The following is a 21,326-nucleotide window of genomic DNA, read 5'->3' on the forward strand; positions in this document are numbered from 1 at the left end:
TTTTTGAACTGTTACGCAGCTTTCCTGGTCGCGAGACCGAGGCGGTCAACGTTTTTCTGGTAGATGGCTGATGCTGACTTCTTCTGATCGTCAGTGAGCCGGGGACCCAGCGAACTTACCTCGCTGACCAGTTGTTTCATCTCTGAACCAGACTGGGCTTGATCCATTTTGAACAGGATCTCGGCGAGCAAATCTTCTGCCTCGAGATCTTTCTCGGGGGCGGGGTCGTCTGCATTTTGGGTGTTGCCTGAAACAGGTTCACTTACCGCCGCGACGATTTGTGCTTCCCCCTCGATGACCTGGCCGTTTTGCTGCTGAGCGCGTCGCTCCGCAGCTTTTTGGGCAAGCGACGCCTTTGCGTCATTGCCACCTTGTGGGCCGTTACCTGGGGGCGTCACGTCGATCTCCTCCAATTCATCGACAGAGTAAACCCCCAGGATTACATCGGGGGTGTAGAGCCTTGCCCAGCGTTTGACACCCAGATATGCAAGCTGTTGCTTGGGGTCATCTGCCCAAAGAGTGGAGTTTCGAGTGCGGGCCTGTTGGAGCAACAGGGTCACTTCACGGGATTGGCCGTTGGAAAGGTGAGCGATGATTTTGACCCCGCAACCCGCCTCATCGGCAAAGGTCCAGTCAGGCACACGATACTCGACAGGCTTCCCATCTTTCTCTTTTCGGATCACCTTGAACTTACCGATCACTCGCTCCCAGGGGCCGAAGAACTCGTAGTCAAAGCGTCCCTTGATCGCACCGGAGTTGACCACAATCGCGTTGACCAGCTGAGCTTCATAACCGAGCGTGCCATTGACCAGATGGGTCTTCTGCGCAACGGGGAACGGGTTCATCCCCCACTGGATGGCCTGCAGGCAGATTGCAAAGCAGTCAGCTTTGTTCCCACGTAAGTGCTGGGGAACGGTGGTCTTTCCGCTGGCCATCATGTCAGCCATCTTGTCGATGCTCGCCATGAAATCGACGTTCATCATCAGGTTCAGCATGTTTGCTTGCCCACGTTCATTGGCAAAGACCTGGCTGGTTTCTTGGGTTGCAACTTGGTTGTTCATCATGCTGCCTCGCTACCAAAAAGGGAGTCAGGAAGGGCGTCAAGAGGCCGCCCTGCGTCAGTGGATTGAGTAAGCACGATGCCACTCTCATCTTCATTGAGGGCCAGGCGCTCTGCATTGGCTTGGAAGGAAGGGACGACAATCTCCCCCATACCGTCGTGCCCAGGCCAGTAATTGTCTTGGCTCCAGCGGACCACATTACGCACAGCCATGTTGCGCAACTCCAGCGCCCGGCGCTGGTCGTCCTGACCGTAGTAGTAGACGCCAACCAGAATGGGCTTGAACACATCACGCCCCAGGGGACCATCTTTCTCAACTGCGATGAAAACGAAGCTAGGCTTGTGGCCAGTCAGGGTTTCATAGCCATCGGAGTAGTGGGCATCCTGCACGTGATAGTTGTGGGAGCTACCATCGCGGGCGAATCCGCTGGGGCTGGCATTGCGCACGAACTTGAGGTCAACCAGGACATGATCCGGGCGCATCCAGTCTGGCCGGCACTTGAGCAGGGCTTTGGTTTCGGAGTGATGCCAGTAGAGACTGGACTCTGCAACTCCTTCATCCAGCAGCACAGCAGCCTCGGGATGAGCCATGACTGCCTCTCGATATCGAAGGGCATGCTGATACTCGTTGGCCGTCAACACCTCGCGTCCGCCGGCCTCTTGCATGAATTGCTCCTTGAGCTCATCGAGGAACACAGCATCAGGGTTGAAAGTGCGGATCCGCTCGGCCATTTCCGCTTTAGTGCCATTCAAGGGGAGTGTGCTGGGTAGGGCATTGATATGTGCAGCTCGCTCTGCCTGCTGGATACCCAGCAGGGCAAAATTCTCGAGCACGGCTTGATAGCCGCCGGACGTTTTGATGGGCTTTGGCAGGCTCTCGTTGTAAGCCTTGATGCAGGCTTTGAGCGCTGCGCCAGTGCGCTTGTCATCTTCGCCCAGGGTCTGGAATGCTTCTGGAAGCAGCTCATAGGCAGCTTCGTGTTCACCCACTCCCTTTCCTGCATCTATGGGTTTTGGCAGCTTGCTGTTGTGTTCCTCGATGGCCTGGACCAGTTCCTCGATTGCAGGTTTCTGCTCGAGGCTATCGTTGTATCCCTGAATGACGGCCTTCATCTGTTCTGCACCAGCCAGGGCATGAGCAGGCCATTCGGGCTCAACGATGAACTCGCTGTTGAAGTCATCGAACTCAAGCACGACCTTGTGAAGGATCTTGCCCTCACGAAGGGCTGCTGTTTGCTTCTGGTCGTGGCCTTCAATCTGGTAGTAGTGGTAGTGCTGGCCAGACACCAAGGCCCAGTCTAAGCCGCTCTTGGATAAACCCGGCCCGCCGTGGTAGGCATCGCCGGGAATCCCGTGGTAAATGCCGGGGCCAGCAGGTTCAAACTTGCTGATAACTGCTTCGGCAATCTCGCTTTTGGGGTGAATGTTTTCCATGGTTGGTCCTCGTTTGTTGAATAGTTCGCCCATCGCAGCCAGTGCTTTTTCCATCGCGCACGCTTTTGCTTTATCCATGCGATCGCGGGATTCGGTGATGATGCGAAATTGACGTTGGTTGATGATCTGCAGCGGGGTAGGGGGGCCTATGAGCAAGGGCTCAGGGATGGTGCAAGGCTTTGGTGCAAGCTCTGGCCCCCTTTCGGAATGGCGATGTTGGATGCCTGTTGCCATTACTACATTTCCATCGCAACAGCAGGAGGCTCACCCTGGCCAGTGGTCAACCAGGTGAAGTGGGCCGAAAGCTCGGGGTGCTGCGCTATCAACAGCAGGGTGCCGCCGCTGATTTCCCGGTAGTTCAGCTCGTAGTTCTTGAGCGTGGTTGCCGGGATGCCCAACTTGTCGGCGAACTCCGGCCGGCTGAAGCCGAGGCGTTCACGCAACTGGCGCAGGCGCTTGCGGCAAGCATCATTGAGCGGAGGGATGGTCAGGTTGCTTTGGTCGGTACGCTTTTTCATGGTCTGGGTCCTGTGGTGGTTATCCGAAGGCGGCCACGGCTACACCAGAGCCACCTTCGGATACCGGCTCGCAAGCCGGCACCGTGTCACCTTCCAGCCCCGCATTCCGGTTTGAACGGGTTAGCGGGGATCTGCCGGGCCAGCAGATTGCGTGCGGTGACGGCCCTGTCCTGGTTGTTAAAGAGCGAGCCCAGCCGAATTTGGCGTGAGCGAAGCCAAAGCATCCTTGCGGTGCTTGAGAAAGAGGCTTTGGCTACGGCGCTATGAGGGAAGCGCCAGACCCGGGTCAGACGGCGTTGCGGTGGAACTCGGCTCGCCAGTGGAGGAGGGCGCCATGCTTGGTTATGCCGGCGGTGCGCTTCTGGGCTGCACGAGCGGCGACGATGTGGTGTTGCTCGGTGGCCATCATGGCCAGATGCAGGCGCTGTTTGATGGCTCGGCGGCGGGCGGCGTTGCCGTTAAGGCGGTCAGCGATGGCAGTTACAATCTGGTCTGCACGTTTCGCGGCCCTGGAAAAAATGCGCTTGGTCATGGTACATTCACTCCTATTGGCGAGTTGGTCCTCGCTAATTCCCACGTGATTCGTCATGCTGGGTCCTGTTGCTAGGGTTGGTCCCCTAGTAACATCCGATTGGGGTGGTACCCCAGTCCTTCAAAGCCCGCCTCGTGCGGGCTTTGTCGTTCTTACGCGCTGGTCAGGCGCCTCACTTCTGCCCTGGTCAGGGGCCGGGTCCTGTTGCTGGTTGTCGATGATGCTTCTCAACCGGTTGAACACTGAGCCAATGCTCATGCGGTTGAGTGCTCCCGCTCTTGGCGGGAGCGATTCGTTACGCAGCCGCTTGCAAGCTGGCTGCCCGGGCCCGATGTTCCTTACCCGCCTCGGTCTTGACGGTGTAGAAGAGGCCACCCCCACGGCGTTTGCCGAGGTCGGTGATGTCGGTAATCACGGCCGGTACGGAGACGCGGGTACGGGGGTTGGTGTATTGCACTTGGTCATTGATTTTCATGAGTTGGTCCTCTGTTTGGTTCTGTTTGCGCTCAAGCTGCGAGCGATTCGATTGTTTTACCGAACAAGTTGAAGGTTAATCTTCGAGAACATAGACGTCAATGAAAAATGTTCGCTTTAACGAACTTTTTTTGAGGTTGGTGTTGCTACCCCAGAAGGGAGGTACAAAAAAGCCCGCATGGAGCGGGCCAGATTGAAGGGGGGGCGCTACTTCAGGTAGCGATTGATGGCAAAGTAAACTACAAGCCCAAGAAGTATCGATGTGAAGTAGCCAGTATCGAACATGGCATGGAATGCGAATGGTGATGCACATAGGCCAACTATCATAGCCAAGGTCACGTTTTTATTCAGGCGCTCCTCTTCCTTGTGCCTTTCAGCTCTTATCTCTGTTGCAATTTGCTTAACCATTTTTTCGTGGGCGCCTTTGTCCATGATGTTACTCCTTCACATCCCGACGCAGTTCAACCATACGGCCGTAAACTAACGCCTCTTTGATTGGCACTGTACCAAGACGCTGGTCATCAGTGACGAGGCTGATGCCGGATAGGCCATCAAGGGCTTTGAGAAGCCTGCGCTGCTTGTTATCACCCAATTGGACCAAAAGTATGTCTTCATGACTGGGGGTTCTGTCTGCCAAGTCAATTACGCAGATATCACCAGTCTTAATGCCGGAGCCAGCGAGATTGTCATCGTTGGCAACCACTCCAATGAGTTGCCCGTCCAACTCGCTAAATATATGGCGCCCGCTATCCAGGGTAGAGAGCGCATCAGACGGATGCTTCCCCAGTTCTGACATCTCCCATACAGGTACTTTCCCGAGGTTGGTGTCGGTCACGTAGGTACCACTTTCTTTGCCGGTGTAGAGCCAAAGCGGGTCACAGCCAAGGGCTTTGGCAATAGAGAGAAGGCTACTCACTCGCAAGTCTTTTAACGGGTCCGACAGCAGGACGGAGATCACGGCCTTGCTGATCCCTGATTTGCGAACCAGGTCAGCCTGCTTGTAGCCACGCTCCTTCATCATGTATTCCAGTCGATCTCTAAAAGAGGTCATGTCGTTCCCGTTCGCTAATTAAAACACTGATGTATTTTCACCTATTACATGTCCGGAATGTCGATGGTTGACTTGTTCGCAAAAGCGAACCAAAATGGCGCCTCCACTCAAGGGAGCAACAAAGGACCCTGACCAATGAAAAAACAGGACGCCATCAATTTCTTTGGCGGCAATAACGCTCTTGCCCGGGCGCTGGGTGCAGGCAAAAGCACTGTGTCCGAATGGCCTGAAGTCATCCCAGAGCAGTTTGCAACCCGCATCCACTTCAAGTCAGGCGGAAAGCTGGATTTCGGCTTGGAAGATTACCGTCCTGTTCAACAGGACTCCCAGCAGGCCGCCTAACCACCGGCCCGCTTTTCTACCCAACACAGAGGACCAACTCCATGGGAAGAATATCGCTCCCCGATCATGAAAAACTCGACACGCTGTCACCGCTGAAGGTGCGTGGCACCCCGGGCCAGCGCCAGGTGTGGCAGGAAGTCGGCGCAGAACTGCGCATGACCGAAACCGCATTTGCCCGCACCTCGTTGCTGATCCTGCTCAAGGCCATATCTCAACATGAGCCACAAATCCTGGCGAGGGCCGTGAAACGGGCCAATCGGAGCCTGCTCGACCAGGGATATCCGCCCGTGACCGTCGAGGAGATTCTGGACGGCTCCGGCCTTCCCGAGCGCGGCTTGCTCCAGTTCAGCCCGGATGACGAGGCCGCCTACAACGAGGAGCGCCCCCTTCGCCCCCTGCAAAAACTCATCAACTTCGTACTCGGGAGGTAACCCATGACCACGCAACTCCGCCCGCCGCGCCCGGCTTCCCAGCATGTCAGCGATCGGGACAACATCATCCTGAAATCGGTCATGCATGAGCTGGCCCTGGCCCTCGATGAGCCGCTGATTTCGACTGCCCATGCCGCCGGTACCGACCGGCAGGCCCTGCGCCTGGCCCGCGAGCTTGAGGCTCGCACCCTTGAACGCGCCGAGAACCAGCCTAGCGCCTAATTTCCTTGGCCCGCCTCACCACCGGGCTTTACAAACCAGGACCCAGCCAATGACCAATTCAACCATGGCCCATGGGGGCCACCCATTGCTTCATGATCTTGACCACTGCCCGCGATGCGGCAGTGAACTGCGATCCAGTACCGATGACCACGCATTTGAGTGCCCGGCCTGTGCCTACACCGAGCAGGAGGTACGCCATGCATCCTAAGGAGTTCATCGAGCGCCATGTTCGCAAACTTCTGCTCGCTGACGGTTTCTCTGCCGAAGCTACCCACCTGGCCTGTAAGGAGGCTGTCAGCCACTACGAGAAGAGTTCAGGTTTCCGGAAGGGGGCCGTGTTCTCGGAGTGTCTGCGGGTCGCCAAGCGCATGGCCAAGCTGGTCCAGAAGAAACAGCGCCAGCAGGCGAGGGAAGATAAGAAGAAAGGGAAGGTGGCGGCATGAGCATGCTACTGATGGCCAAGGCCATGAGCATCAAGGTGGGCAATCCACTTCGGAAGTTGGTGCTGATCAAGCTGGCGGACAACGCCAGCGATACCGGCGAATGCTGGCCGTCATACCAACACATTGCAGATCAGTGTGAGATCTCTCGGCGCTCAGTGATTAATCATATCGATGCGCTATGTGACGCGGGGCTTCTCACAAAGGAGTCTCGGGTTGGGCCTCAAGGGAAGAGATCGAACGTCTATGTGCTGACATTGGATGGTGCAAGAGCTGCACATCCAGAGGTGCAGGAGGTTCACCAGGGTAGTGCAGGAGCTGCACTAGGGGGTGGTGCAGGAGATGCACATAGAATCAGTCACTCTTTAGATCCAGTCATTGAACCAAAGATCCCCCCTGTATCCCCCCAGGGGGAAAAACGTCCAGACAGTGGGACGCCGCGGCGAGGTACCCGCTTGCCGAATGACTGGAGGCTTCCAGGAGAGTGGGGGAGGTGGGCTATCCAGGAGACAGGCCTCCCCAGGGAGCGGATCCTGCTGGAGGCGGCCACGTTCGCGGATTACTGGCAGGCGCTGCCCGGCGCCAAGGCCGTCAAGCTGGACTGGGAGAAGACTTGGCGTAACTGGATACGCCGGGCAGCCAGCTCGTTCCGAACTGCGGCACAGCGGAAGCCCTTGGCCAATATCCAGGCCGCCCAGCAGGCCGCTCAGGCACTCAGAGAGTCGGGGAGGGGGGTCTATGACGACAGCACTCCGCTCTAACGAGACGACGGCCCTGAGCGCCCCAGGGGACACTCTGCAGGTGAGTGCTCGAATGTCGGTATTTCTGGCCGAGGAGCTGCTGCCGCTGATGGCCGGACTTTGGCCAGCGAGTACCAACCAGCTGGACAGCAATGCCCGCGGCGTGGCGTTGGCCTGGGGAAGTTTGCTCAGGGGTTTCAATGCGCATCAGATCCGGGAGGCGGTGCTGCAGCTTGGGGAAGATGCCGATCGGCAGTTTGCACCGCGGCCGGCGGAAGTGCGGGCTGTAATTGTGAAAGCTACCCCTGCTGCCACGGTTGCCCAGGGAGGCCCCTGCATATCGATTCGGGCTTGCGAGGTGATTGCCGAAGCACGGGTGTTTCAGAGGGAACGAGCAGTGCCTGCCGATGCTGTGGCTTGGGAGATGGAGCTGGTGTTGGCCGAGAAGGCTCGCCAGGGGGTTACTGTGACGAGAAAGTAATCTGAGGGCTCAGGGAGGATGCACTGCACCGCCAGGAGTTCTACCAGGAGGCTCGGCAGCGGATGGTTGCGAGCCTCAAGGCGCTGTTCAGGAGAAGAGGAAATAAGACACCGGCCTGATAGTGGTGCCTTTTAGTAAATTATTCTATTGTTCCTGCAAGTTCAATTACCTTTTTCATATCGGCCCAAAGCCAATACTTTTTCCTTGTATCTCTATATACATTAGTGCTGCTTGAAAGGCTGCTGCATAGATAGGTGAGTTGGTGACTAGGATGACTACCTCTCACTCCTTGATAGTAATCCCAGTCAGGAAGGGCTTCTATTGTTTGGAATGTTTCTCTATATGTCGATGGTATTTGCTTTTGGGTTAATACTACGGATTCCATGCATAATTTAATGTATCGTTCAATGTCGATATCATTAGATATATGATAATTATTTATTGGCGGGGTGAACGTGTTATTATAGTTCTTTCGGTTGGTATATGAGGGTAAGTTAAAGTCTTGCTCAATTAAGCCTACAATGAGAGCTGCAATATTAATGTATTGCAAGTCATTAGTTGCTATTTTTATTTCACTCGCTGTGCGTAAGCATGAGTGAAGTTTATCTGTTAGTTGGTCTACATCCCGAATGTTAAGCTTGTAAGCGGTAGACAGCATTATAATATTTTTTTTTATTAGTTCTGCATGGCTACTACTTGCTGACAAAATAGGAAACAGTTCTAAGGCAGCATAAGCAGTATAATCATCATTACTTGATTTTGTATCGACGTAGTTGTCGATGTTTGGGTCTTCGAGACTAGCTTTTCTATTAAAAAATCGCTTAAGATATTGATTTGAATTGAAGTTGTCACCATACACTGAGGTGATAGAGTGACAGAGTTGCTCTGTATCTGTGGCTATCACAAAAACAAAACCTTTTATCGAAAAGAAATGCTTTATTACTTCTAACATTTCAATGGCATATGTTGGACGGCAACGATCTAACTCATCGATGAGAACGATAACGGGCAATTCTGAGCCATTTACAGTCTGTAATGACTCTGCAAGATTACCCAATGCCTTTCTTGTATTGATGATAGCCTCGATTTGACTTTGGTAATCTTCTGCCAACTGCTTTGTTATATTTTGAGGTGCTTCTTCCAATAATTTATTTACAGCTTCCATTCCTATCGCTGAATCATTAAGGAGTTTGGCAGATGCAATGCCAGCGAATCCGACCAATGTGCCCTTGAGAGCTTTTCCTAGTGCTCTCTTAGCCTCTGTTATTCTGCTTTCTGAGATAGCTCCTTCCATTAGTCTTTCAAGTTGATTCAGCAGTTCACATGCGACGACTGTGAGCGGTTCTTGGGAGAAGTCACTTTCCCATGCATCGATATAAATGGTTGGGTGACCTCGACCCATTAACTCAACATATAAGCGTTTCAAAAACTCGGTCTTACCAGTACCCCAAGAACCATTCAAATTCAATACGAAGCCATCCTTCTCTCCTATGAGATAGTTAGCAAGAAACTGGCCATAATCTTTTCGATTTAACTTGCAATTATCGAACGTATGACTTTCTTTCCATGATGCGTATTTTGCATTTTCAATCAATGACTTTGGCATAGTATTTCACTCTGTTATTTTTGTTTTCGGTTACATTTGGCGCAAAATGGGACATTTTTCCCATTGACTTTATACCAGTATCGTTGGGCTTTGATTGTGAGGTATTTTCCACATGAATGGCAGTTGTGTAGATCAGGGCGAGAGTTGTAGGAGAACACCGCAATCGCTATTCCAACAGAGCCCAAGAGCAAAACCAATATATTTATTGCTGACTCACTCATGAACAATCTCCTTATCAAATTATATCTTCACTGTGGAAATGGTACTCCGAATGCTTATCCATGTTGAGTTAGATGAGTTCTAAGTCAGGAAGAGATCACAGATTTGATGGTTGTAGGGGATGAGTAGCCGTCTCTGCAATGAGGTCCTGCCTTTCGAGCTGCCACGGTGGGCTATCAGGTATCGATGAGGGTGTGTGTGATGGAGGAGATACTGCTGGGTTACTGGTAGGGAAATTGATAGGTATGGATTGATTCCACCTAGCATGCAGTGAGAAAGCGGGCTTTAGCCCGTCCAATGAGCGAAAAAGTTGTTTGTTTTTTTCGCTATGAAAATTGCTCAATATATTCTATTAAATCTTGAATTTGGATTTTTTCATTTCTAGTTGTTAAATTAGATTTCTTGAGGGTTGATAACATCTCTATAATATTGTCTTTATACATAAGAAGGTCCATTATTAGTGAGAAACCACTCTCACTGTCATGCTTTAATGCAAATTTAACACCCTTCAATATATTGTGTAATTCTGGTGGTGTCATTTTGTTTATACGGCACTTAAATATCTCCTTCTGTTTTTCAGTAACGACTGGGAAATGCCATGACAATCTGAATCCAACATCATAAATTATTTTTGCTTTACTCTCCAATGAGAAAAATGCCGCAATCATTTTATTCCATGCGATCATTTTTTCCATTTTATTAAAATCATCACTATCTCCATCCCTTAATGAATCAAACCTGTCTATTATATCCTGAGTTATCGGGCTTTCGTAATACATTCTGATGTATGTGGAAATGTATGGCAAAGGACTGTTATTAATAGAGAGCTCGTTTGATATATGGAGCTTTTGAGTTATGCTGCAAGATGCATCCCTTTCAAGAATATCTTTATAATGACTCTCTAAAACAAACCATGAGGCAGTTTCAAGTTTAGGGGAAAAAACGATACCTATAGTTGGCATTATAAAACTAGACCAGTATTTATAATGTTCTTTGCTGGATGTGAAAGTAAATTTTTTTTGTTTGTGATTTACAAATGACTCACCACTTTTAATCTGAACACCTATCAGCATGCCAGTAGCACTACCGTCATCATTGACTAACTCGATCTGTCCATCAATGCCAACATCACTCGAACTTGTTTCTCTAAAAATCATACCTGACATGGCGAGGGCATATCCTGTGAAATAAACGCCAGCCCTGCTAGTCAACTCAGTATGGGGTACTTTCAATTTCTATCTCCAGGATATGTTGCGACTCATTTAATTTCAGTTTTAGTGGCTGATTGCAGTGACTTACTAGTAATTTCTATCTGTGGCGTAAGTTGTTCTTTGTTTGACAATGCAATCTGAGGCTGAATAAGGCTTGTATATAATGCGAACGCAAATCCAGCAAGCCCTATAAAAAAGCCGCCAATAGTGTAGTATTTTTGATGTCTTTTTTCTTTCTCGTTAATTGTTAGGAGGTCTTTAATTTGAGATGTCAGTGGCTCTAGAAGATGATTGTTTCCATTTGTTTGGTCTCTCAATCGCTCCAGATGAATTCTAATTTCGCTTGGGAGACCCTCAAAAGGTTCATCATTTTTGTATTGATTAATATAGCCTTTTATTAACTCTTTGTGAGGTGATAAGTCCACCTCTCTTCCAGCCATTATTTCACGATGATATTTCCTTATTGTGTTCTGAATTTTTGATTGAGTTAAACCTCTTGATGATGCTATCTCCTTTATATCATCCCATGTGGGGGTACTATGCTTTACAGTATCTTTGAAGTCTTTCGAAAAATCAGATAGCGCGATCGTTTCAAATATCTCACCAAGTATACTTACTAAGAACCAGGCAAAAATGGCAGATACGCCTATAACACCAATACAAATCATTACAACATACATCCAATCTGGCATTAATAATCCCTTTCTAGTTAGAAAATCTTTTTACAGAGAGTATTTTAATCTCATCTGGTGGTGCTGAGCCTGCGAAGTCTCAAAGTTTGGATTACAATCTCACTTTCTCAATAATTCTCCAATATATTGAGTTGGTGAATGTTTAGCTACCGCCCTTAGGTTACAGCCCCCAAATTGCTGCTTTCGACCTGTGATCAGATGACAGTTCCTTGTCATGGGTAGGCCTTGCATGGAGCTTGGGTACCGTGCGGAAATCGTACCTCAAATGGTTCTGGTTGTTGAGCGAAAAGAAGGGGGATTTGAGAGGGGATCACAGATTCGCAGGGAGGGGGGCTGCTGAGGAAGTTAGTGGAGCAGGGATAAAGCCCTGCTCCTGGGCGGGTAGTCTTAAGCAGAAGAGACCGGTTCGGCCCTGAAAATCTCGTCACGGTGATAGGCGAGGTATCGGGCTTGCTTAGGTTCAAAGGGAGCGACGTTCAGGGGCAGCTCAACGCCCCACTGCTGCAGCGCCTGCTCGATGCTGTGCTCGGCACACAGCAGGTCGCCGGCGTCAGTGAAGGTAATCCAGCCACGGTCGAACAGCTTGTCAATGTGAGGGGAGAGCAGCAGGCCGTTGTTCCCATCCAGGCGTTCGGCGTTATTGTCGCACTTAGACCAGGGCTTAATGTGGCTGGCAATCAGCAGGGCTTTGTTGGTGACGCCGGTGACTCGGCATTTGGGTTCAATCTTCTCCAAGTCCCTCCGGAAGTTGCCCTGGCCGATGCGAGCTTTGGTGAGCTGCAGCTTCTCTGTGACTTCCAGGGTTGAGGCCTTGATGTCCGTCTCAATGGCGTCGGCTTCTAGCTCGGCCTGGTGTTGCTCGATGTCATCAACAAAGTGGGGATTCACGCGATTGGCCAGTGAGAGCAGCAGGCTGCCCAGCTCGTTACTGATGCTGGCAAGGTAGCACCCCTGGTTACCATTCAGGTTGGGCTGCAAAGGCGAGTACTTCGTCGGGAGGAGGGGAGCTATCAACTCCAGATAGTCTTTCGGGCGGATGGGCCTCTCCAGGAGCTCCCAATCAATAAGGACTTCCCAGCCGGCATATAACCAAGAATCGCCAGCGCTGCCGAAGTCAGAGGGTTTGGATTTCTCTCTGCAAGGTGCTGTAACCAGGCCAATGGCTTTGATGAGTCCATTGGCGTAAGAGATGACAATGTCCCCAGGCCGGGTCAGCGTGAGGTTGATATAGGTCTGGTTCTTCCTGCCTTCGTTGTTCGTCTTTGGCGACCAGATGTAGCCGCCACCGACCTCAGCACTGTACGTTTGCTTATGGTTTACCCACCAGAATGCCACTGTAATCCCCTCGAGACTGCTGACCACGGATAAAGGACTTCATGGTAACTCGAATGGTTCCATTTGTTGAGGGGGAGACTTAGTAAACTAAGAGGTAGTTGCACTGGAACCACCTCGAGAGTTAGCACTATTTAAAAGAGATATACGTATTACTCGCTATCGATCTCTTTTTTAAATTGAGATTTATTAAAGACAGAAACGTTGAAACCTCTGAATATTGATGATTTGTCTTTTACTTCATTTGCCCAAGCGTTACCAACCACCAATAGGGTATCATCACCAGAAATAGATTTGGTGAAGTTTTCTTTAGCCATATGTAACTTAGGGATGTAGACCATTTTTTTGTCATCCCGCTTTCTAATCTGACTATAGCATTGGAAGTTCCAATGAAATAATTTTGCATTAATTGCGTGGTTGACTTGGCCTTTCAAGGTGAGGTTTACTGCAACTGGATGTGGAAGGTGGCCATTTGTTAAACGCTTAAATAAAACGTGATACCTCGTTTCATCGTAGTAGAAGTCATTCCAATCGATAAAGTCATCCTTGAACTGTATTTTTACTAAGCGGCTTAATTCTTCCGCATCTTCAGAGTCCTGAATTAATGACCTGATCTTTGCTATGCCGGCAGCCGAACGAAAATATGAAGCTAGTTGTTGTTCAGAGCGAATGTAGTTTCTGGGCGTTGATAAATGTTCGATAGAGTCAAAATCCCCCCCTGACTCTATCAGGTACTGGGCCACTCGTTGTGCGTCCAATAGGATATTCATCCTAAATAGATAGCTGCCATCACGTTGGAGTTCAAATACAGGGTGAGTAGACTCCACTGCATTTGAATCTGCTACTAGCAGATCAACGGCCCCCTTCACTGAGTAACTGCATCCTATAGCATGTTTAGACTCCTGCCATAGCTTTAAATATGCTGCCACTGGCGTATTTGAGGCTTGCCTAGTGTAGGCTGATACATACTGAACATTGGTTCCACAGTATCTGCAGTTTAAATTACCGTTGTCAGATTTGTGTAACTTAGAAATGTGGAAAACTACATCGCCAGAGTCATTTTTTCTCGCGAACTCCATCTTAATGCCTTTGCTCAAACGTTACTCCTTATGACTCTTCAAGTGTAAATTAGAGTAAGCCAGGCTGTAGAACAGCACTGGCTTATAATGTTCATTCTATTTTTTACGTGTAGCTAACTTGTACACTCCCCAAGCACCTGCGCCGGCAAGAATGGCTCCGCCGATGGCCCAGCCAACGATTGGTACCGCTGCGGATGTTGCTGCTGTAGCTGCGATAGTACTGACACCTCCAGCCATGCCAGCCCCACCTGCTGCAATACTGCCGCCGCCGACTGTAGCTAGTGCGCTTGTCGTTGCGGCAGCGCCTGCAACAGTGGCTGTTGTTGATGCCACTGTTGCAGATGCTAGTGTCGCAGCCGCTGCTGCCTCGGCTGCCGCAGCAACAGTCGTCACGCCGAAGGCAGCACCTGCGCCGGCACCAACTGTGGCCCCAACACCAGCGGCAACGGTCTGGCCAATCTCATTGTTTGTCTCAGAAATGCTCATCAGATCTCCTTGTTGCTGAATGCTATTCAAATGCCAGCATCTGGTGGAGTAATGCCAACCTTTATCAGACGCTCACGAGCTACCAAATGCTGATCTTCGGTGAAGAGGGTTCTCCAGGGGTCTTGCAAAATAAGGTACTCGACGCTGAGTTTTAGATTCTCTTTCCCGCGTAGAAAAAGCTCAGTAAAACCAGCTGAAACGTCTGTCGAGGCTAGTAGTTTATTTGCGGTAGCTCGGCCACCAATGCTATGAACCATTTTAAGAAAGCGCGTCGCTCGATATGGTGGATTGAGCCGAGTTGCAGACTCATAGATGTGAAGCATGGCCGCGTGAAATTGGTCCTCTAAAGCCGTTGGCATTCTTGTCTCCCACAAAGTGCTTCTGAAAATGTGACCGTTTGGATCTGGGTGGCCCCTTGTGGGGCCTCTTGGTCTCGCGTGATGGGTGTTGACGTGCTTTAGGTTACTCAAAATGACAAAGCTACCGCCCTGAAATTTCCGCGCCCTAGCCACTTACTCTGTTGAGAGTGATACCCCATTACTAGGCTTTTCCTGGAACCCTACTCCTTACGGGATGGTATTCCAAATGGTTCCTTTTGTTTAGCTAAATGAATGTTGAACTAGGAGGAGATCACAGATTTACGAAACTGGATTCGTCTCTACTTCGGGGGGAAGTAGATAACTCTGCGGTGCCGATAGCTTCTGGTGCGTGACAGAAATTCTCAACACTGGGTACCATTGCCAATGTCGGACCTAGACCACCCGGCTTTGAGTAACCAAAGGACCCAGACCATGACCAAAGCACATACCCGTGATCTATCTGCGGCACGCCCTCGCGGCTGCGGCAGTATCCGCAGCATCAAGCCTATCGCCCCTCAGTACACTCCCGAGCAGATCGAACTGTTCCAGAAATTGGTGAGCGCCCAGGATGGGGAGGTGTTCACTACCTCTCGTCAAATTGCTGAGCTGTTTGGGAAGCGCCATGACAACGTGCTGGCTGCGATTGAAAAGCTAGAGTGCAGTAAGGAATTTGCAAAACTCAATTTTGAGTTTTGCTTTGAAAACAGTGAGTTACAGAATGGTAAGCGGCTAAAGTATTACAACATCACCAAAGATGGAATGGTCTTCCTCGTGATGGGCTTCACCGGGAAGAAAGCTGCCCAACTAAAAGAGCTCTACATCCTGGCCTTCAACTGGGCCATAGGGCAGCTCTATGATAAGCAGGAACTGCAGCAGCTCCTGCACGACTTCACCAAGCGTGAAGCAGTCTCCGTCTCCAATGGCACTTTCCATGGGCAGGGCTTGGCCCGGCGCCGTATCGAGAAGCGGGCGTTGAGCCTTGAACAAGCCCAGCTCGAAGCCAGATCCCAGCTTTCCCTTGTACTGACGGGGACAGATGCGGCATGAGCTCCTATCCCAAGTATTTCCTACGAAGCCCTGAAATCCGGTCCCGCGCTTGCCAGTTGGTCGCTGACCTGCCGGTTGACCAGGACAAGCCGCTGGTCATCGAAATCAAGGAGCTGACCCGCAGCCTGGCCCAGAACGCTCTGTTCTGGGCCGTCATGACCGACATCGCCGAACAGGTGAACTGGCACGGCCGCAAGCTCTCCAAGGAGGACTGGAAGCATGTGCTCAGCGCCGCCCTGTACCAGCAGGACGTTGTGCCGAACCTCAACGGGGACGGCTTCGTGGTGCTGGGCAAGTCCACCTCCAAGATGACCGTGCGCGAGATGCGCGACCTCATCGAGCTGGCCCAAGCCTTTGGTGCTGAGCAGGGCGTGAAGTTCGGGGATGAATCCCGCCGAGGTTTCGACTGGGTGGCGGCCTACGGGAGGGCGGCGGCATGAGCGATCAATTCACCCATTCTCGCCTGTCTGAGATTGCCTGCTCATGGCTCAAACGCTCAATGAGCAACAAGGGGCCAGCCTGCCAGATCGCCATGATTGAGGTAGGTGGTCTCTATGGTGGAGAGCGAGCTGACGCATGGGGATACCGCTGGGGATGTAACGGTGGTTCAGTCCTTGTCGAGGTGAAGGTATCCCGATCTGACTTCCTCGTCGATGCCAAGAAGCCGCACCGCAATGGCAAGGTTCTGGGGATGGGGACCTACCGGTACTTCATGTGCCCAGAGGGCATCATCACTCTGGACGACTTGCCGCATGGCTGGGGATTGCTCTGGGTGAACAGCCGCGGCCATGTGAAGTTGCTTGCCGGGCATGTGTGCATGCTGCTCGGCCACAATGGACCCGGAGCCGAAACCGTCTGGGCGCACCAGAAGAATGACCAGCTTGAGCTGGAGATGATGGCCCTCGTACTGAGCCGGGTCGGGGATCCTCAGGTGATGAGTCGCCGGCTGCGCGATGCCGAACAGAAGGCGCAACGCCTTGCCCGCTACCACGATGATTTCCACAGGCAAGAGCGTGAAATGCAGGTGCTGCGCTGGAAGGTGAAGAGCATGGGCGAGTTGCTTGATGCGCAGGGTGGGGAGGTGGCTGCAGCATGAGCAAGACCAAGGCTGACAAGCAGCATCTCTCCGACGTCGCCTCCCTGGGTTGCATTGCCTGCCGCAATGCCGGGTATGGTGCCACGCCAGCGGAAATCCATCACGTGCGCTCTGGGTCTGGCATGGCCCAGCGCGCCGAGCACACCCGGGTGCTACCGCTATGCCCGCGACATCATCGTGCCTGCTACCCCACAGGGTTCCACGCCGCCCCGCGTTCCTGGCAGCAAGAGCACGGCAGTGAGGAGACCCTGCTGGAGCAGGTGGCCAGAGAAGTCACCGAACTGCGCAAGAACACCATCGGGAGGGCTGCATGATCCACCTCACCGCCCTCGATGCGGCCCGGTTGCTGGGTAGCAGCCCGAAGGTCAGGACCGCAGCCAACCAGGTGCGCAAGGCCCAGCAGGTCACGTCCCTGCACGACAAGGTGCTGATCCAGCTGGTCGGCCTTCCTGACCCCGCCACCGAGCTGTTGTTTCACCCCAAGCGCAAATGGCGCTTCGACTACGCCTGGCCCACCCGTATGGTCGCCCTTGAGGTCCACGGCGGGATCCACTCCGGTGGCCGGCACACCCGGGGGAGGGGGTTCGTAGAGGACCGGACCAAGATGAACGAGGCCACCTTGCTCGGGTGGACCGTGCTGGAAGTTGCCCCGGAACACATCAAATCCGGCCAGTTGCGTGCCTGGCTGCTCGCCGCTTTCAATCAGGACCCAGACCAGAGGACCAAACCATGACCCACGCTATCGAAATGGCTCTGCGCCTTTTCTCGCCGAAAGGTGCACTACATGAACCCTCGTCCGGTCGCTCCAGCACGCTGGGGAGAGAGGAGTTTCTGGGAGCCCTGCAGGTGGCCGCAAAGAGCAACCCGCAAGGGCTCCAGTTCCTCATGGCCGACCACCTGGGGGACGAGCAGGCACTGGCTTCGCTGCTGACGCACTTCAGCACCACGCTGGGCAGCGAAGAGGCCGGTGGTATGGCCATGGCTATCCTGCTGCGCCGCCCCCTGCCTGAGCAGCTGGAACACTTGGTGCTGTCTCACCCGCACTATGACAAGGAGCGCCGCCGGGCCGCCGTGGTGATGGAGAAGGCCAAACGAGCTCACCGCGGTGGCAATGGCCACGAGTACCAGCGCCTTCTGGCCGAGCGGAACGAGATCTTGTCTCTCGCCCACGACCACTGTGTCGCCGAGATGCTGCAATCCGGCCGCTGCCCGCATTGCAAAGGGACTGGTATCCGCCCCCGCAAGGGTGACGAGTGCCCGAAGTGCCACGGCACCGGGCGAGTGGTACCCCATGCCGATATGGTCGCGCGCCGGTTCGGGCAGGAGATGCGCCGGTTCGTTGAAAAAGCGGTCGATGAAGTGATCCACCAAGCGTCAGACCTGTCAAAGCTCATGGAGCGACAGGTGAGGGAGATGCGGGCAGCATAGGCTGGTTTCATACACCATGTGGGCTTGAGTATGTTATTTCCATACGTGAACCGAGAAGGTGTATGATGAGAATGAGATGATAAGATTTTGATTTATATGTTTTTTATGCTTTCTGTGAGACGGGCGACAGTGTTTATTACGCAATAATTTTATTGACGTTACGGATAGCATTGGCCATGATTCACCTGCAACTCGACACCAATGGCTACCAATCGGATAGTCGTAGGCGTTAAAGAAAAAGGGCCCGAAGGCCCTTGGTTAAAGTTGGTAGTACTGCACTTTGATGGCCTCTGGGTCTCGACCCCAAGAGCTATCTGGTAAGTAAGGCTGCACTACAGCAACCACAATTGATATTAGCGTTCCCACAAAAACCTCGGCCAAGGTTATGTGGAGCTTTGTTAAGAACCACCTTATCAGTTTCTGAAAGGTGGTTTTTTCATTTTGGGTTGGATTGCAGTCTCGGCCAGGTGGCCGCTTTGGTTGTGGCATGGGGAACCCCCTTTGTTTGCCGGGTTGTGGGCGGTGAGACGCCCGTGATACGTCTGTCTGTTGTTCTGCTCTTCGGCATGGCTTTTCCCTCTTGGTAGTGACGGTAACGACACAATAATGTAGTGCCTTTCTCTCTTCGAAATACACGATAGTGAGGTCTGTACGGCATTGCAATCTGTGGATAACGCATTGGCTGTGGATAAAGAGTGGGTATCGGGTTGGGGGTTAGTGGGCACTCACTGTGAGTGGGTTTACACCAGATTGATCCGGTAAATGCAAGTCTGACTTTTATGTGCGGTAATTTTATTGAACATTTTTTGCTTGCAAATACCGTGTGGTTTTCGTAGCGAAATCACTCTGCATGCCCTGTTACGTAAGGGATTCAGGGAAAACGAGTCCATTGTCAGCTAATCTGCTTTCTGTGAACTTAGCTGCGTCTCGGAGTCTGGGTCAGATTCGGGACCTTGACATCCCTCATTCATTAAGCAGGGTGCATGGAAAGCAAGCTTAAACCTACAGCTCTTCAGATCGCCGGTTGGGGACTGCTCAACGGCGATTTCTTTGACTTTTACGAGGTGGCCGAACAGCTGGGTGTCCCTGCTGAGGTGGCCCGCGAGGCGGTCATTTATCTCCGGTCACTCCGCTATGTGGAGACGCTGGCGGAGTCGAGAAGCTGCAAGCGTGAGGTGGGCAAGAGAAGCTCAAAGCGAGTGTTTATCAAAGTCCTGGCGATCCACCCCGAGCCGCCGGTTCTATCCCACCCCCTCAAGTTGAATGTGCTGCGCTCAACGCTGGCCCGGCTTTCCAAGGCTATGCCTTCACCTCGGGGAGCTCGCTGATGCAGGTGGTGTAGCGGGGGCTGAGCTGCTCCCGCTTCATCATCCACTCCCGGGTATCCCGGCCCCTGGCCGCGAAGTAGACCTTTCCCAACCGCCCCTGGTTGATCTTGTCGATGACCTGCATCAGTGCCTCGCTGCGGGGGGGTTGCTGCTCCGCTGCGAATAGGTCGCCCTGCTGCATGTCGGCTGGGGTAAAGTCGGCCAGCATGATGCCGCCCTTCTGATATCGCTGTTCGTCGCGCCAGATGTGGGGAAGTAGTTGGGGGATCAGGGCCAGCAGCACCCGGGTGTCATTGGTGGGCATCGCCAACTTTGTGCTCACCTGGTTACCGTAATAGGGCTCCCTGTCGCTGAACGGACTTGTGCGAATGAACAGCGTCACATGGCGGCAGCACATCCCTTCTGCCCGGAGCTTCTCGGCCGCCCGCTCCATGTAGCCCGCCAGCGCCTGGTGCATGGGGCCGATCTGCGTGATGCGCTCGCCGAAGCTCCGGCTGCAGATGATCTGCTGCTTGGCCTGCACCTCCTGTTCCAGCTCGGCGCAGGGAATGCCCCGCAGCTCCTGCACCGTGCGCTCGACTACCACGCCATAGCGGCGGCGCAGCGCCTTGGGGTCAGCAGCGACCAGGTCGGCCACGGTCTTGATGCCCTGGGCCTCCAGCTTGGCGGTGAGCCGCCGGCCAATGCCCCATATCTCGTCCACCGGGGTGATAGCCATCAGCCGGGCGCGCCGCGCTTCATCCCGCAGATCCACCACGCCCCCGGTGGCTGGCCAGTGCTTGGCGGCGTAGTTCGCCAGCTTGGCGAGCGTCTTGGTAGGGCCGATCCCGACCCCCACGATGAGCCCGGTCCACTGCTGCACCCGTTCGCGGACTTGGCGGCCATAAGCCACCAGGTCGCCAGCCCAGCTCTCGCTCAACTCGATAAACGCCTCGTCGATGCTGTAGACCTCCACCGTCGGGGCCATCCCCTCCAAGATGCTCATCACCCGACTCGACATGTCACCGTAGAGGGCGTAGTTGGAGCTGAACCATATCCCACCCATGGCCTCGAAGAACTGGCGGATCTGGAAGTAGGGCACGCCCATCTTGACCCCCAACCGTTTGGCCTCTGCCGATCGGGCGACAACACAGCCATCGTTGTTGGAGAGCACCACGATCGGCACCCCCTTGAGGTCGGGGCGAAACAGGCGCTCGCAGGAGGCGTAGAAGTTGTTCACATCGACCAGGGCAACGGCGCAGTGTTTGTTCATGGTGTTGGCATCAGGTGTACGACGCCGGTCACCACCCCGAAGATTTCCAGTTCCTGCCCTTCACTGAAATGGATGGGGCGATAGGCAGGGTTGCCGGGGAGCAAGGCCACCGTGGGATCAAGCTGCAGCTCCTTCACAGTGAACTCGCCATCGACCGCGGCGACCACCACGCTGCCGTGGCGAGCCTTGCGACTGCGGTCCACGATCAGCAGGTCACCATCACGGATCCCGTGCTCCACCATACTGTCACCGGCCGCCCGAACGAAGTAGGTGGCCGCCGGGTGCGCGATGCAGAGCTGGTTCAGGTCTATGGTCTGCTCCACGTAGTCCTGGGCGGGGGACGGGAAGCCACAGGCGGCAGGAGATAGGAACAACGGGATTTCCAACGCCGGGGCGTCGAGGTCTGGAACTGCAAACATGGTTTTGGGCTCACAATGCTGTATATAAATACAGTATAGCGATGCCC

Annotated in this window: 29 protein-coding genes; 13 read left to right on the top strand and 16 right to left on the bottom strand. The window is 53.1% G+C overall.

Features of this window, described 5'->3' with window-relative positions:
• Positions 1–11 precede the first annotated feature (11 nt).
• The 7 genes from ACVDHI_RS04480 to ACVDHI_RS04510 form a co-directional block, all read right to left on the bottom strand.
• Positions 12–1,064: a RecT family recombinase gene (locus ACVDHI_RS04480; RefSeq protein ID WP_323943716.1), complete on the bottom strand. Its 1,053-nt coding sequence runs from the start codon at positions 1,062–1,064 to the stop codon at positions 12–14.
• Positions 1,061–2,728: a PD-(D/E)XK nuclease-like domain-containing protein gene (locus ACVDHI_RS04485; RefSeq protein WP_201891284.1), complete on the bottom strand. Its 1,668-nt coding sequence runs from the start codon at positions 2,726–2,728 to the stop codon at positions 1,061–1,063. Before ACVDHI_RS04485 ends, ACVDHI_RS04480 begins: the two co-directional genes overlap by 4 nt.
• A 2-nt stretch (positions 2,729–2,730) precedes the next feature.
• Positions 2,731–3,012: a helix-turn-helix domain-containing protein gene (locus ACVDHI_RS04490; RefSeq protein ID WP_201891285.1), complete on the bottom strand. Its 282-nt coding sequence runs from the start codon at positions 3,010–3,012 to the stop codon at positions 2,731–2,733.
• A 286-nt stretch (positions 3,013–3,298) separates the two neighbouring features.
• The gene (locus ACVDHI_RS04495; protein ID WP_408782671.1) at positions 3,299–3,544 is read right to left on the bottom strand and encodes a hypothetical protein; all 246 of its coding nucleotides are present in this window, start codon (positions 3,542–3,544) and stop codon (positions 3,299–3,301) included.
• Positions 3,545–3,839: 295 nt separating this feature from the next.
• Complete coding sequence (locus tag ACVDHI_RS04500; RefSeq protein ID WP_183148640.1) at positions 3,840–4,019, bottom strand: hypothetical protein; 180 nt, start codon at positions 4,017–4,019, stop codon at positions 3,840–3,842.
• A gap of 206 nt (positions 4,020–4,225) precedes the next feature.
• Positions 4,226–4,450 (bottom strand): hypothetical protein, encoded by a 225-nt coding sequence (locus tag ACVDHI_RS04505; RefSeq protein WP_447211744.1) that lies wholly within the window; start codon positions 4,448–4,450, stop codon positions 4,226–4,228.
• A 4-nt stretch (positions 4,451–4,454) separates the two neighbouring features.
• Positions 4,455–5,039 carry a helix-turn-helix domain-containing protein gene (locus ACVDHI_RS04510; RefSeq protein WP_447211745.1) on the bottom strand — a complete coding sequence of 195 codons (585 nt, stop codon included), beginning with the start codon at positions 5,037–5,039 and terminating at the stop codon, positions 4,455–4,457.
• 165 nt (positions 5,040–5,204) lie between these two features.
• Here ACVDHI_RS04510 and ACVDHI_RS04515 point away from each other — a divergent pair, with 165 nt between their 5' ends.
• The 6 genes from ACVDHI_RS04515 (at position 5,205) to ACVDHI_RS04540 (ending at position 7,725) form a co-directional block, all read left to right on the top strand.
• Positions 5,205–5,411 (top strand): Cro/CI family transcriptional regulator, encoded by a 207-nt coding sequence (locus tag ACVDHI_RS04515; RefSeq protein WP_202043880.1) that lies wholly within the window; start codon positions 5,205–5,207, stop codon positions 5,409–5,411.
• Positions 5,412–5,452: 41 nt separating this feature from the next.
• Positions 5,453–5,842, top strand: a complete 390-nt coding sequence (locus ACVDHI_RS04520; protein ID WP_135319752.1) for a hypothetical protein — start codon at positions 5,453–5,455, stop codon at positions 5,840–5,842.
• 3 nt (positions 5,843–5,845) lie between these two features.
• A complete protein-coding gene (locus tag ACVDHI_RS04525) occupies positions 5,846–6,064 on the top strand; it encodes a hypothetical protein (RefSeq protein ID WP_045525499.1) in 219 nt (72 codons plus the stop codon).
• Between the two features lie 197 nt (positions 6,065–6,261).
• A complete protein-coding gene (locus tag ACVDHI_RS04530) occupies positions 6,262–6,507 on the top strand; it encodes a hypothetical protein (RefSeq protein ID WP_045525500.1) in 246 nt (81 codons plus the stop codon).
• A complete protein-coding gene (locus ACVDHI_RS04535; protein ID WP_447211746.1) occupies positions 6,504–7,265 on the top strand; it encodes a helix-turn-helix domain-containing protein in 762 nt (253 codons plus the stop codon). Before ACVDHI_RS04530 ends, ACVDHI_RS04535 begins: the two co-directional genes overlap by 4 nt.
• Before the next feature lie 52 nt (positions 7,266–7,317).
• Positions 7,318–7,725 carry a hypothetical protein gene (locus ACVDHI_RS04540; protein WP_447211747.1) on the top strand — a complete coding sequence of 136 codons (408 nt, stop codon included), beginning with the start codon at positions 7,318–7,320 and terminating at the stop codon, positions 7,723–7,725.
• Positions 7,726–7,864: 139 nt separating this feature from the next.
• Here the strand turns inward: ACVDHI_RS04540 and ACVDHI_RS04545 are convergent, their stop codons facing one another.
• From ACVDHI_RS04545 to ACVDHI_RS04575, 7 genes are all read right to left on the bottom strand, one after another.
• Positions 7,865–9,331 carry a KAP family P-loop NTPase fold protein gene (locus tag ACVDHI_RS04545; RefSeq protein ID WP_447211748.1) on the bottom strand — a complete coding sequence of 489 codons (1,467 nt, stop codon included), beginning with the start codon at positions 9,329–9,331 and terminating at the stop codon, positions 7,865–7,867.
• 545 nt (positions 9,332–9,876) lie between these two features.
• Positions 9,877–10,782, bottom strand: coding sequence for a DUF4365 domain-containing protein (locus tag ACVDHI_RS04550; protein ID WP_336565690.1), 906 nt, complete (start codon positions 10,780–10,782; stop codon positions 9,877–9,879).
• 26 nt (positions 10,783–10,808) lie between these two features.
• Entirely contained in the window at positions 10,809–11,453 is a 645-nt protein-coding gene (locus ACVDHI_RS04555) for a hypothetical protein (RefSeq protein ID WP_447211749.1), read from the bottom strand.
• A 387-nt stretch (positions 11,454–11,840) separates the two neighbouring features.
• Positions 11,841–12,788: an HNH endonuclease gene (locus ACVDHI_RS04560; protein ID WP_447211750.1), complete on the bottom strand. Its 948-nt coding sequence runs from the start codon at positions 12,786–12,788 to the stop codon at positions 11,841–11,843.
• A gap of 149 nt (positions 12,789–12,937) precedes the next feature.
• Positions 12,938–13,882, bottom strand: coding sequence for a hypothetical protein (locus ACVDHI_RS04565; RefSeq protein ID WP_201891215.1), 945 nt, complete (start codon positions 13,880–13,882; stop codon positions 12,938–12,940).
• A 78-nt stretch (positions 13,883–13,960) separates the two neighbouring features.
• Entirely contained in the window at positions 13,961–14,350 is a 390-nt protein-coding gene (locus tag ACVDHI_RS04570) for a hypothetical protein (protein WP_447211751.1), read from the bottom strand.
• Positions 14,351–14,376: 26 nt separating this feature from the next.
• Positions 14,377–14,709, bottom strand: coding sequence for a hypothetical protein (locus ACVDHI_RS04575; RefSeq protein WP_135319743.1), 333 nt, complete (start codon positions 14,707–14,709; stop codon positions 14,377–14,379).
• 432 nt (positions 14,710–15,141) lie between these two features.
• Between ACVDHI_RS04575 and ACVDHI_RS04580 the strand changes: the two genes are divergently transcribed.
• The 7 genes from ACVDHI_RS04580 to ACVDHI_RS04610 all read left to right on the top strand — a co-directional run bounded on the left by ACVDHI_RS04580 (position 15,142) and on the right by ACVDHI_RS04610 (position 19,608).
• Entirely contained in the window at positions 15,142–15,756 is a 615-nt protein-coding gene (locus ACVDHI_RS04580) for a Rha family transcriptional regulator (protein WP_322146727.1), read from the top strand.
• Complete coding sequence (locus tag ACVDHI_RS04585; protein WP_266136932.1) at positions 15,753–16,196, top strand: recombination protein NinB; 444 nt, start codon at positions 15,753–15,755, stop codon at positions 16,194–16,196. Before ACVDHI_RS04580 ends, ACVDHI_RS04585 begins: the two co-directional genes overlap by 4 nt.
• Positions 16,193–16,852 carry a hypothetical protein gene (locus ACVDHI_RS04590; protein ID WP_447211752.1) on the top strand — a complete coding sequence of 220 codons (660 nt, stop codon included), beginning with the start codon at positions 16,193–16,195 and terminating at the stop codon, positions 16,850–16,852. The genes ACVDHI_RS04585 and ACVDHI_RS04590 overlap by 4 nt, the downstream gene beginning before the upstream one ends.
• Positions 16,849–17,166, top strand: a complete 318-nt coding sequence (locus tag ACVDHI_RS04595) for a Ref family recombination enhancement nuclease (protein ID WP_135320222.1) — start codon at positions 16,849–16,851, stop codon at positions 17,164–17,166. The genes ACVDHI_RS04590 and ACVDHI_RS04595 overlap by 4 nt, the downstream gene beginning before the upstream one ends.
• Positions 17,163–17,585 carry a hypothetical protein gene (locus tag ACVDHI_RS04600; RefSeq protein ID WP_447211753.1) on the top strand — a complete coding sequence of 141 codons (423 nt, stop codon included), beginning with the start codon at positions 17,163–17,165 and terminating at the stop codon, positions 17,583–17,585. Before ACVDHI_RS04595 ends, ACVDHI_RS04600 begins: the two co-directional genes overlap by 4 nt.
• Positions 17,582–18,280 carry a TIGR02642 family protein gene (locus ACVDHI_RS04605; protein WP_447211754.1) on the top strand — a complete coding sequence of 233 codons (699 nt, stop codon included), beginning with the start codon at positions 17,582–17,584 and terminating at the stop codon, positions 18,278–18,280. Before ACVDHI_RS04600 ends, ACVDHI_RS04605 begins: the two co-directional genes overlap by 4 nt.
• A gap of 983 nt (positions 18,281–19,263) precedes the next feature.
• The gene (locus ACVDHI_RS04610; protein WP_447211755.1) at positions 19,264–19,608 is read left to right on the top strand and encodes a hypothetical protein; all 345 of its coding nucleotides are present in this window, start codon (positions 19,264–19,266) and stop codon (positions 19,606–19,608) included.
• On the opposite strand, the gene umuC is transcribed toward ACVDHI_RS04610, so the two are convergent.
• Both umuC and umuD read right to left on the bottom strand, forming a co-directional pair.
• The gene (gene umuC / locus ACVDHI_RS04615; RefSeq protein WP_447211756.1) at positions 19,580–20,860 is read right to left on the bottom strand and encodes a translesion error-prone DNA polymerase V subunit UmuC; all 1,281 of its coding nucleotides are present in this window, start codon (positions 20,858–20,860) and stop codon (positions 19,580–19,582) included. The two genes, ACVDHI_RS04610 and umuC, sit on opposite strands and share 29 nt — an antisense overlap.
• The gene (gene umuD / locus ACVDHI_RS04620; protein ID WP_201894767.1) at positions 20,857–21,279 is read right to left on the bottom strand and encodes a translesion error-prone DNA polymerase V autoproteolytic subunit; all 423 of its coding nucleotides are present in this window, start codon (positions 21,277–21,279) and stop codon (positions 20,857–20,859) included. Before umuD ends, umuC begins: the two co-directional genes overlap by 4 nt.
• Positions 21,280–21,326 lie beyond the last annotated feature (47 nt).

Source organism: Aeromonas sp. 25-248, assembly GCF_053005425.1.

Excerpts from the sequence above, each read along its gene's own strand:
- ACVDHI_RS04480 (WP_323943716.1), bottom strand. The coding sequence starts at position 1,064 with ATGATGAACAACCAAGTTGCAACCCAAGAAACCAGCCAGGTCTTTGCC.
- ACVDHI_RS04485 (WP_201891284.1), bottom strand. The coding sequence starts at position 2,728 with ATGGCAACAGGCATCCAACATCGCCATTCCGAAAGGGGGCCAGAGCTT.
- ACVDHI_RS04490 (WP_201891285.1), bottom strand. The coding sequence starts at position 3,012 with ATGAAAAAGCGTACCGACCAAAGCAACCTGACCATCCCTCCGCTCAAT.
- ACVDHI_RS04495 (WP_408782671.1), bottom strand. The coding sequence starts at position 3,544 with ATGACCAAGCGCATTTTTTCCAGGGCCGCGAAACGTGCAGACCAGATT.
- ACVDHI_RS04500 (WP_183148640.1), bottom strand. The coding sequence starts at position 4,019 with ATGAAAATCAATGACCAAGTGCAATACACCAACCCCCGTACCCGCGTC.
- ACVDHI_RS04505 (WP_447211744.1), bottom strand. The coding sequence starts at position 4,450 with ATGGACAAAGGCGCCCACGAAAAAATGGTTAAGCAAATTGCAACAGAG.
- ACVDHI_RS04510 (WP_447211745.1), bottom strand. The coding sequence starts at position 5,039 with ATGATGAAGGAGCGTGGCTACAAGCAGGCTGACCTGGTTCGCAAATCA.
- ACVDHI_RS04515 (WP_202043880.1), top strand. The coding sequence starts at position 5,205 with ATGAAAAAACAGGACGCCATCAATTTCTTTGGCGGCAATAACGCTCTT.
- ACVDHI_RS04520 (WP_135319752.1), top strand. The coding sequence starts at position 5,453 with ATGGGAAGAATATCGCTCCCCGATCATGAAAAACTCGACACGCTGTCA.
- ACVDHI_RS04525 (WP_045525499.1), top strand. The coding sequence starts at position 5,846 with ATGACCACGCAACTCCGCCCGCCGCGCCCGGCTTCCCAGCATGTCAGC.
- ACVDHI_RS04530 (WP_045525500.1), top strand. The coding sequence starts at position 6,262 with ATGCATCCTAAGGAGTTCATCGAGCGCCATGTTCGCAAACTTCTGCTC.
- ACVDHI_RS04535 (WP_447211746.1), top strand. The coding sequence starts at position 6,504 with ATGAGCATGCTACTGATGGCCAAGGCCATGAGCATCAAGGTGGGCAAT.
- ACVDHI_RS04540 (WP_447211747.1), top strand. The coding sequence starts at position 7,318 with ATGTCGGTATTTCTGGCCGAGGAGCTGCTGCCGCTGATGGCCGGACTT.
- ACVDHI_RS04545 (WP_447211748.1), bottom strand. The coding sequence starts at position 9,331 with ATGCCAAAGTCATTGATTGAAAATGCAAAATACGCATCATGGAAAGAA.
- ACVDHI_RS04555 (WP_447211749.1), bottom strand. The coding sequence starts at position 11,453 with ATGCCAGATTGGATGTATGTTGTAATGATTTGTATTGGTGTTATAGGC.
- ACVDHI_RS04570 (WP_447211751.1), bottom strand. The coding sequence starts at position 14,350 with ATGAGCATTTCTGAGACAAACAATGAGATTGGCCAGACCGTTGCCGCT.
- ACVDHI_RS04575 (WP_135319743.1), bottom strand. The coding sequence starts at position 14,709 with ATGCCAACGGCTTTAGAGGACCAATTTCACGCGGCCATGCTTCACATC.
- ACVDHI_RS04580 (WP_322146727.1), top strand. The coding sequence starts at position 15,142 with ATGACCAAAGCACATACCCGTGATCTATCTGCGGCACGCCCTCGCGGC.
- ACVDHI_RS04585 (WP_266136932.1), top strand. The coding sequence starts at position 15,753 with ATGAGCTCCTATCCCAAGTATTTCCTACGAAGCCCTGAAATCCGGTCC.
- ACVDHI_RS04590 (WP_447211752.1), top strand. The coding sequence starts at position 16,193 with ATGAGCGATCAATTCACCCATTCTCGCCTGTCTGAGATTGCCTGCTCA.
- ACVDHI_RS04595 (WP_135320222.1), top strand. The coding sequence starts at position 16,849 with ATGAGCAAGACCAAGGCTGACAAGCAGCATCTCTCCGACGTCGCCTCC.
- ACVDHI_RS04600 (WP_447211753.1), top strand. The coding sequence starts at position 17,163 with ATGATCCACCTCACCGCCCTCGATGCGGCCCGGTTGCTGGGTAGCAGC.
- ACVDHI_RS04605 (WP_447211754.1), top strand. The coding sequence starts at position 17,582 with ATGACCCACGCTATCGAAATGGCTCTGCGCCTTTTCTCGCCGAAAGGT.
- ACVDHI_RS04610 (WP_447211755.1), top strand. The coding sequence starts at position 19,264 with ATGGAAAGCAAGCTTAAACCTACAGCTCTTCAGATCGCCGGTTGGGGA.
- umuC (WP_447211756.1), bottom strand. The coding sequence starts at position 20,860 with ATGAACAAACACTGCGCCGTTGCCCTGGTCGATGTGAACAACTTCTAC.
- umuD (WP_201894767.1), bottom strand. The coding sequence starts at position 21,279 with ATGTTTGCAGTTCCAGACCTCGACGCCCCGGCGTTGGAAATCCCGTTG.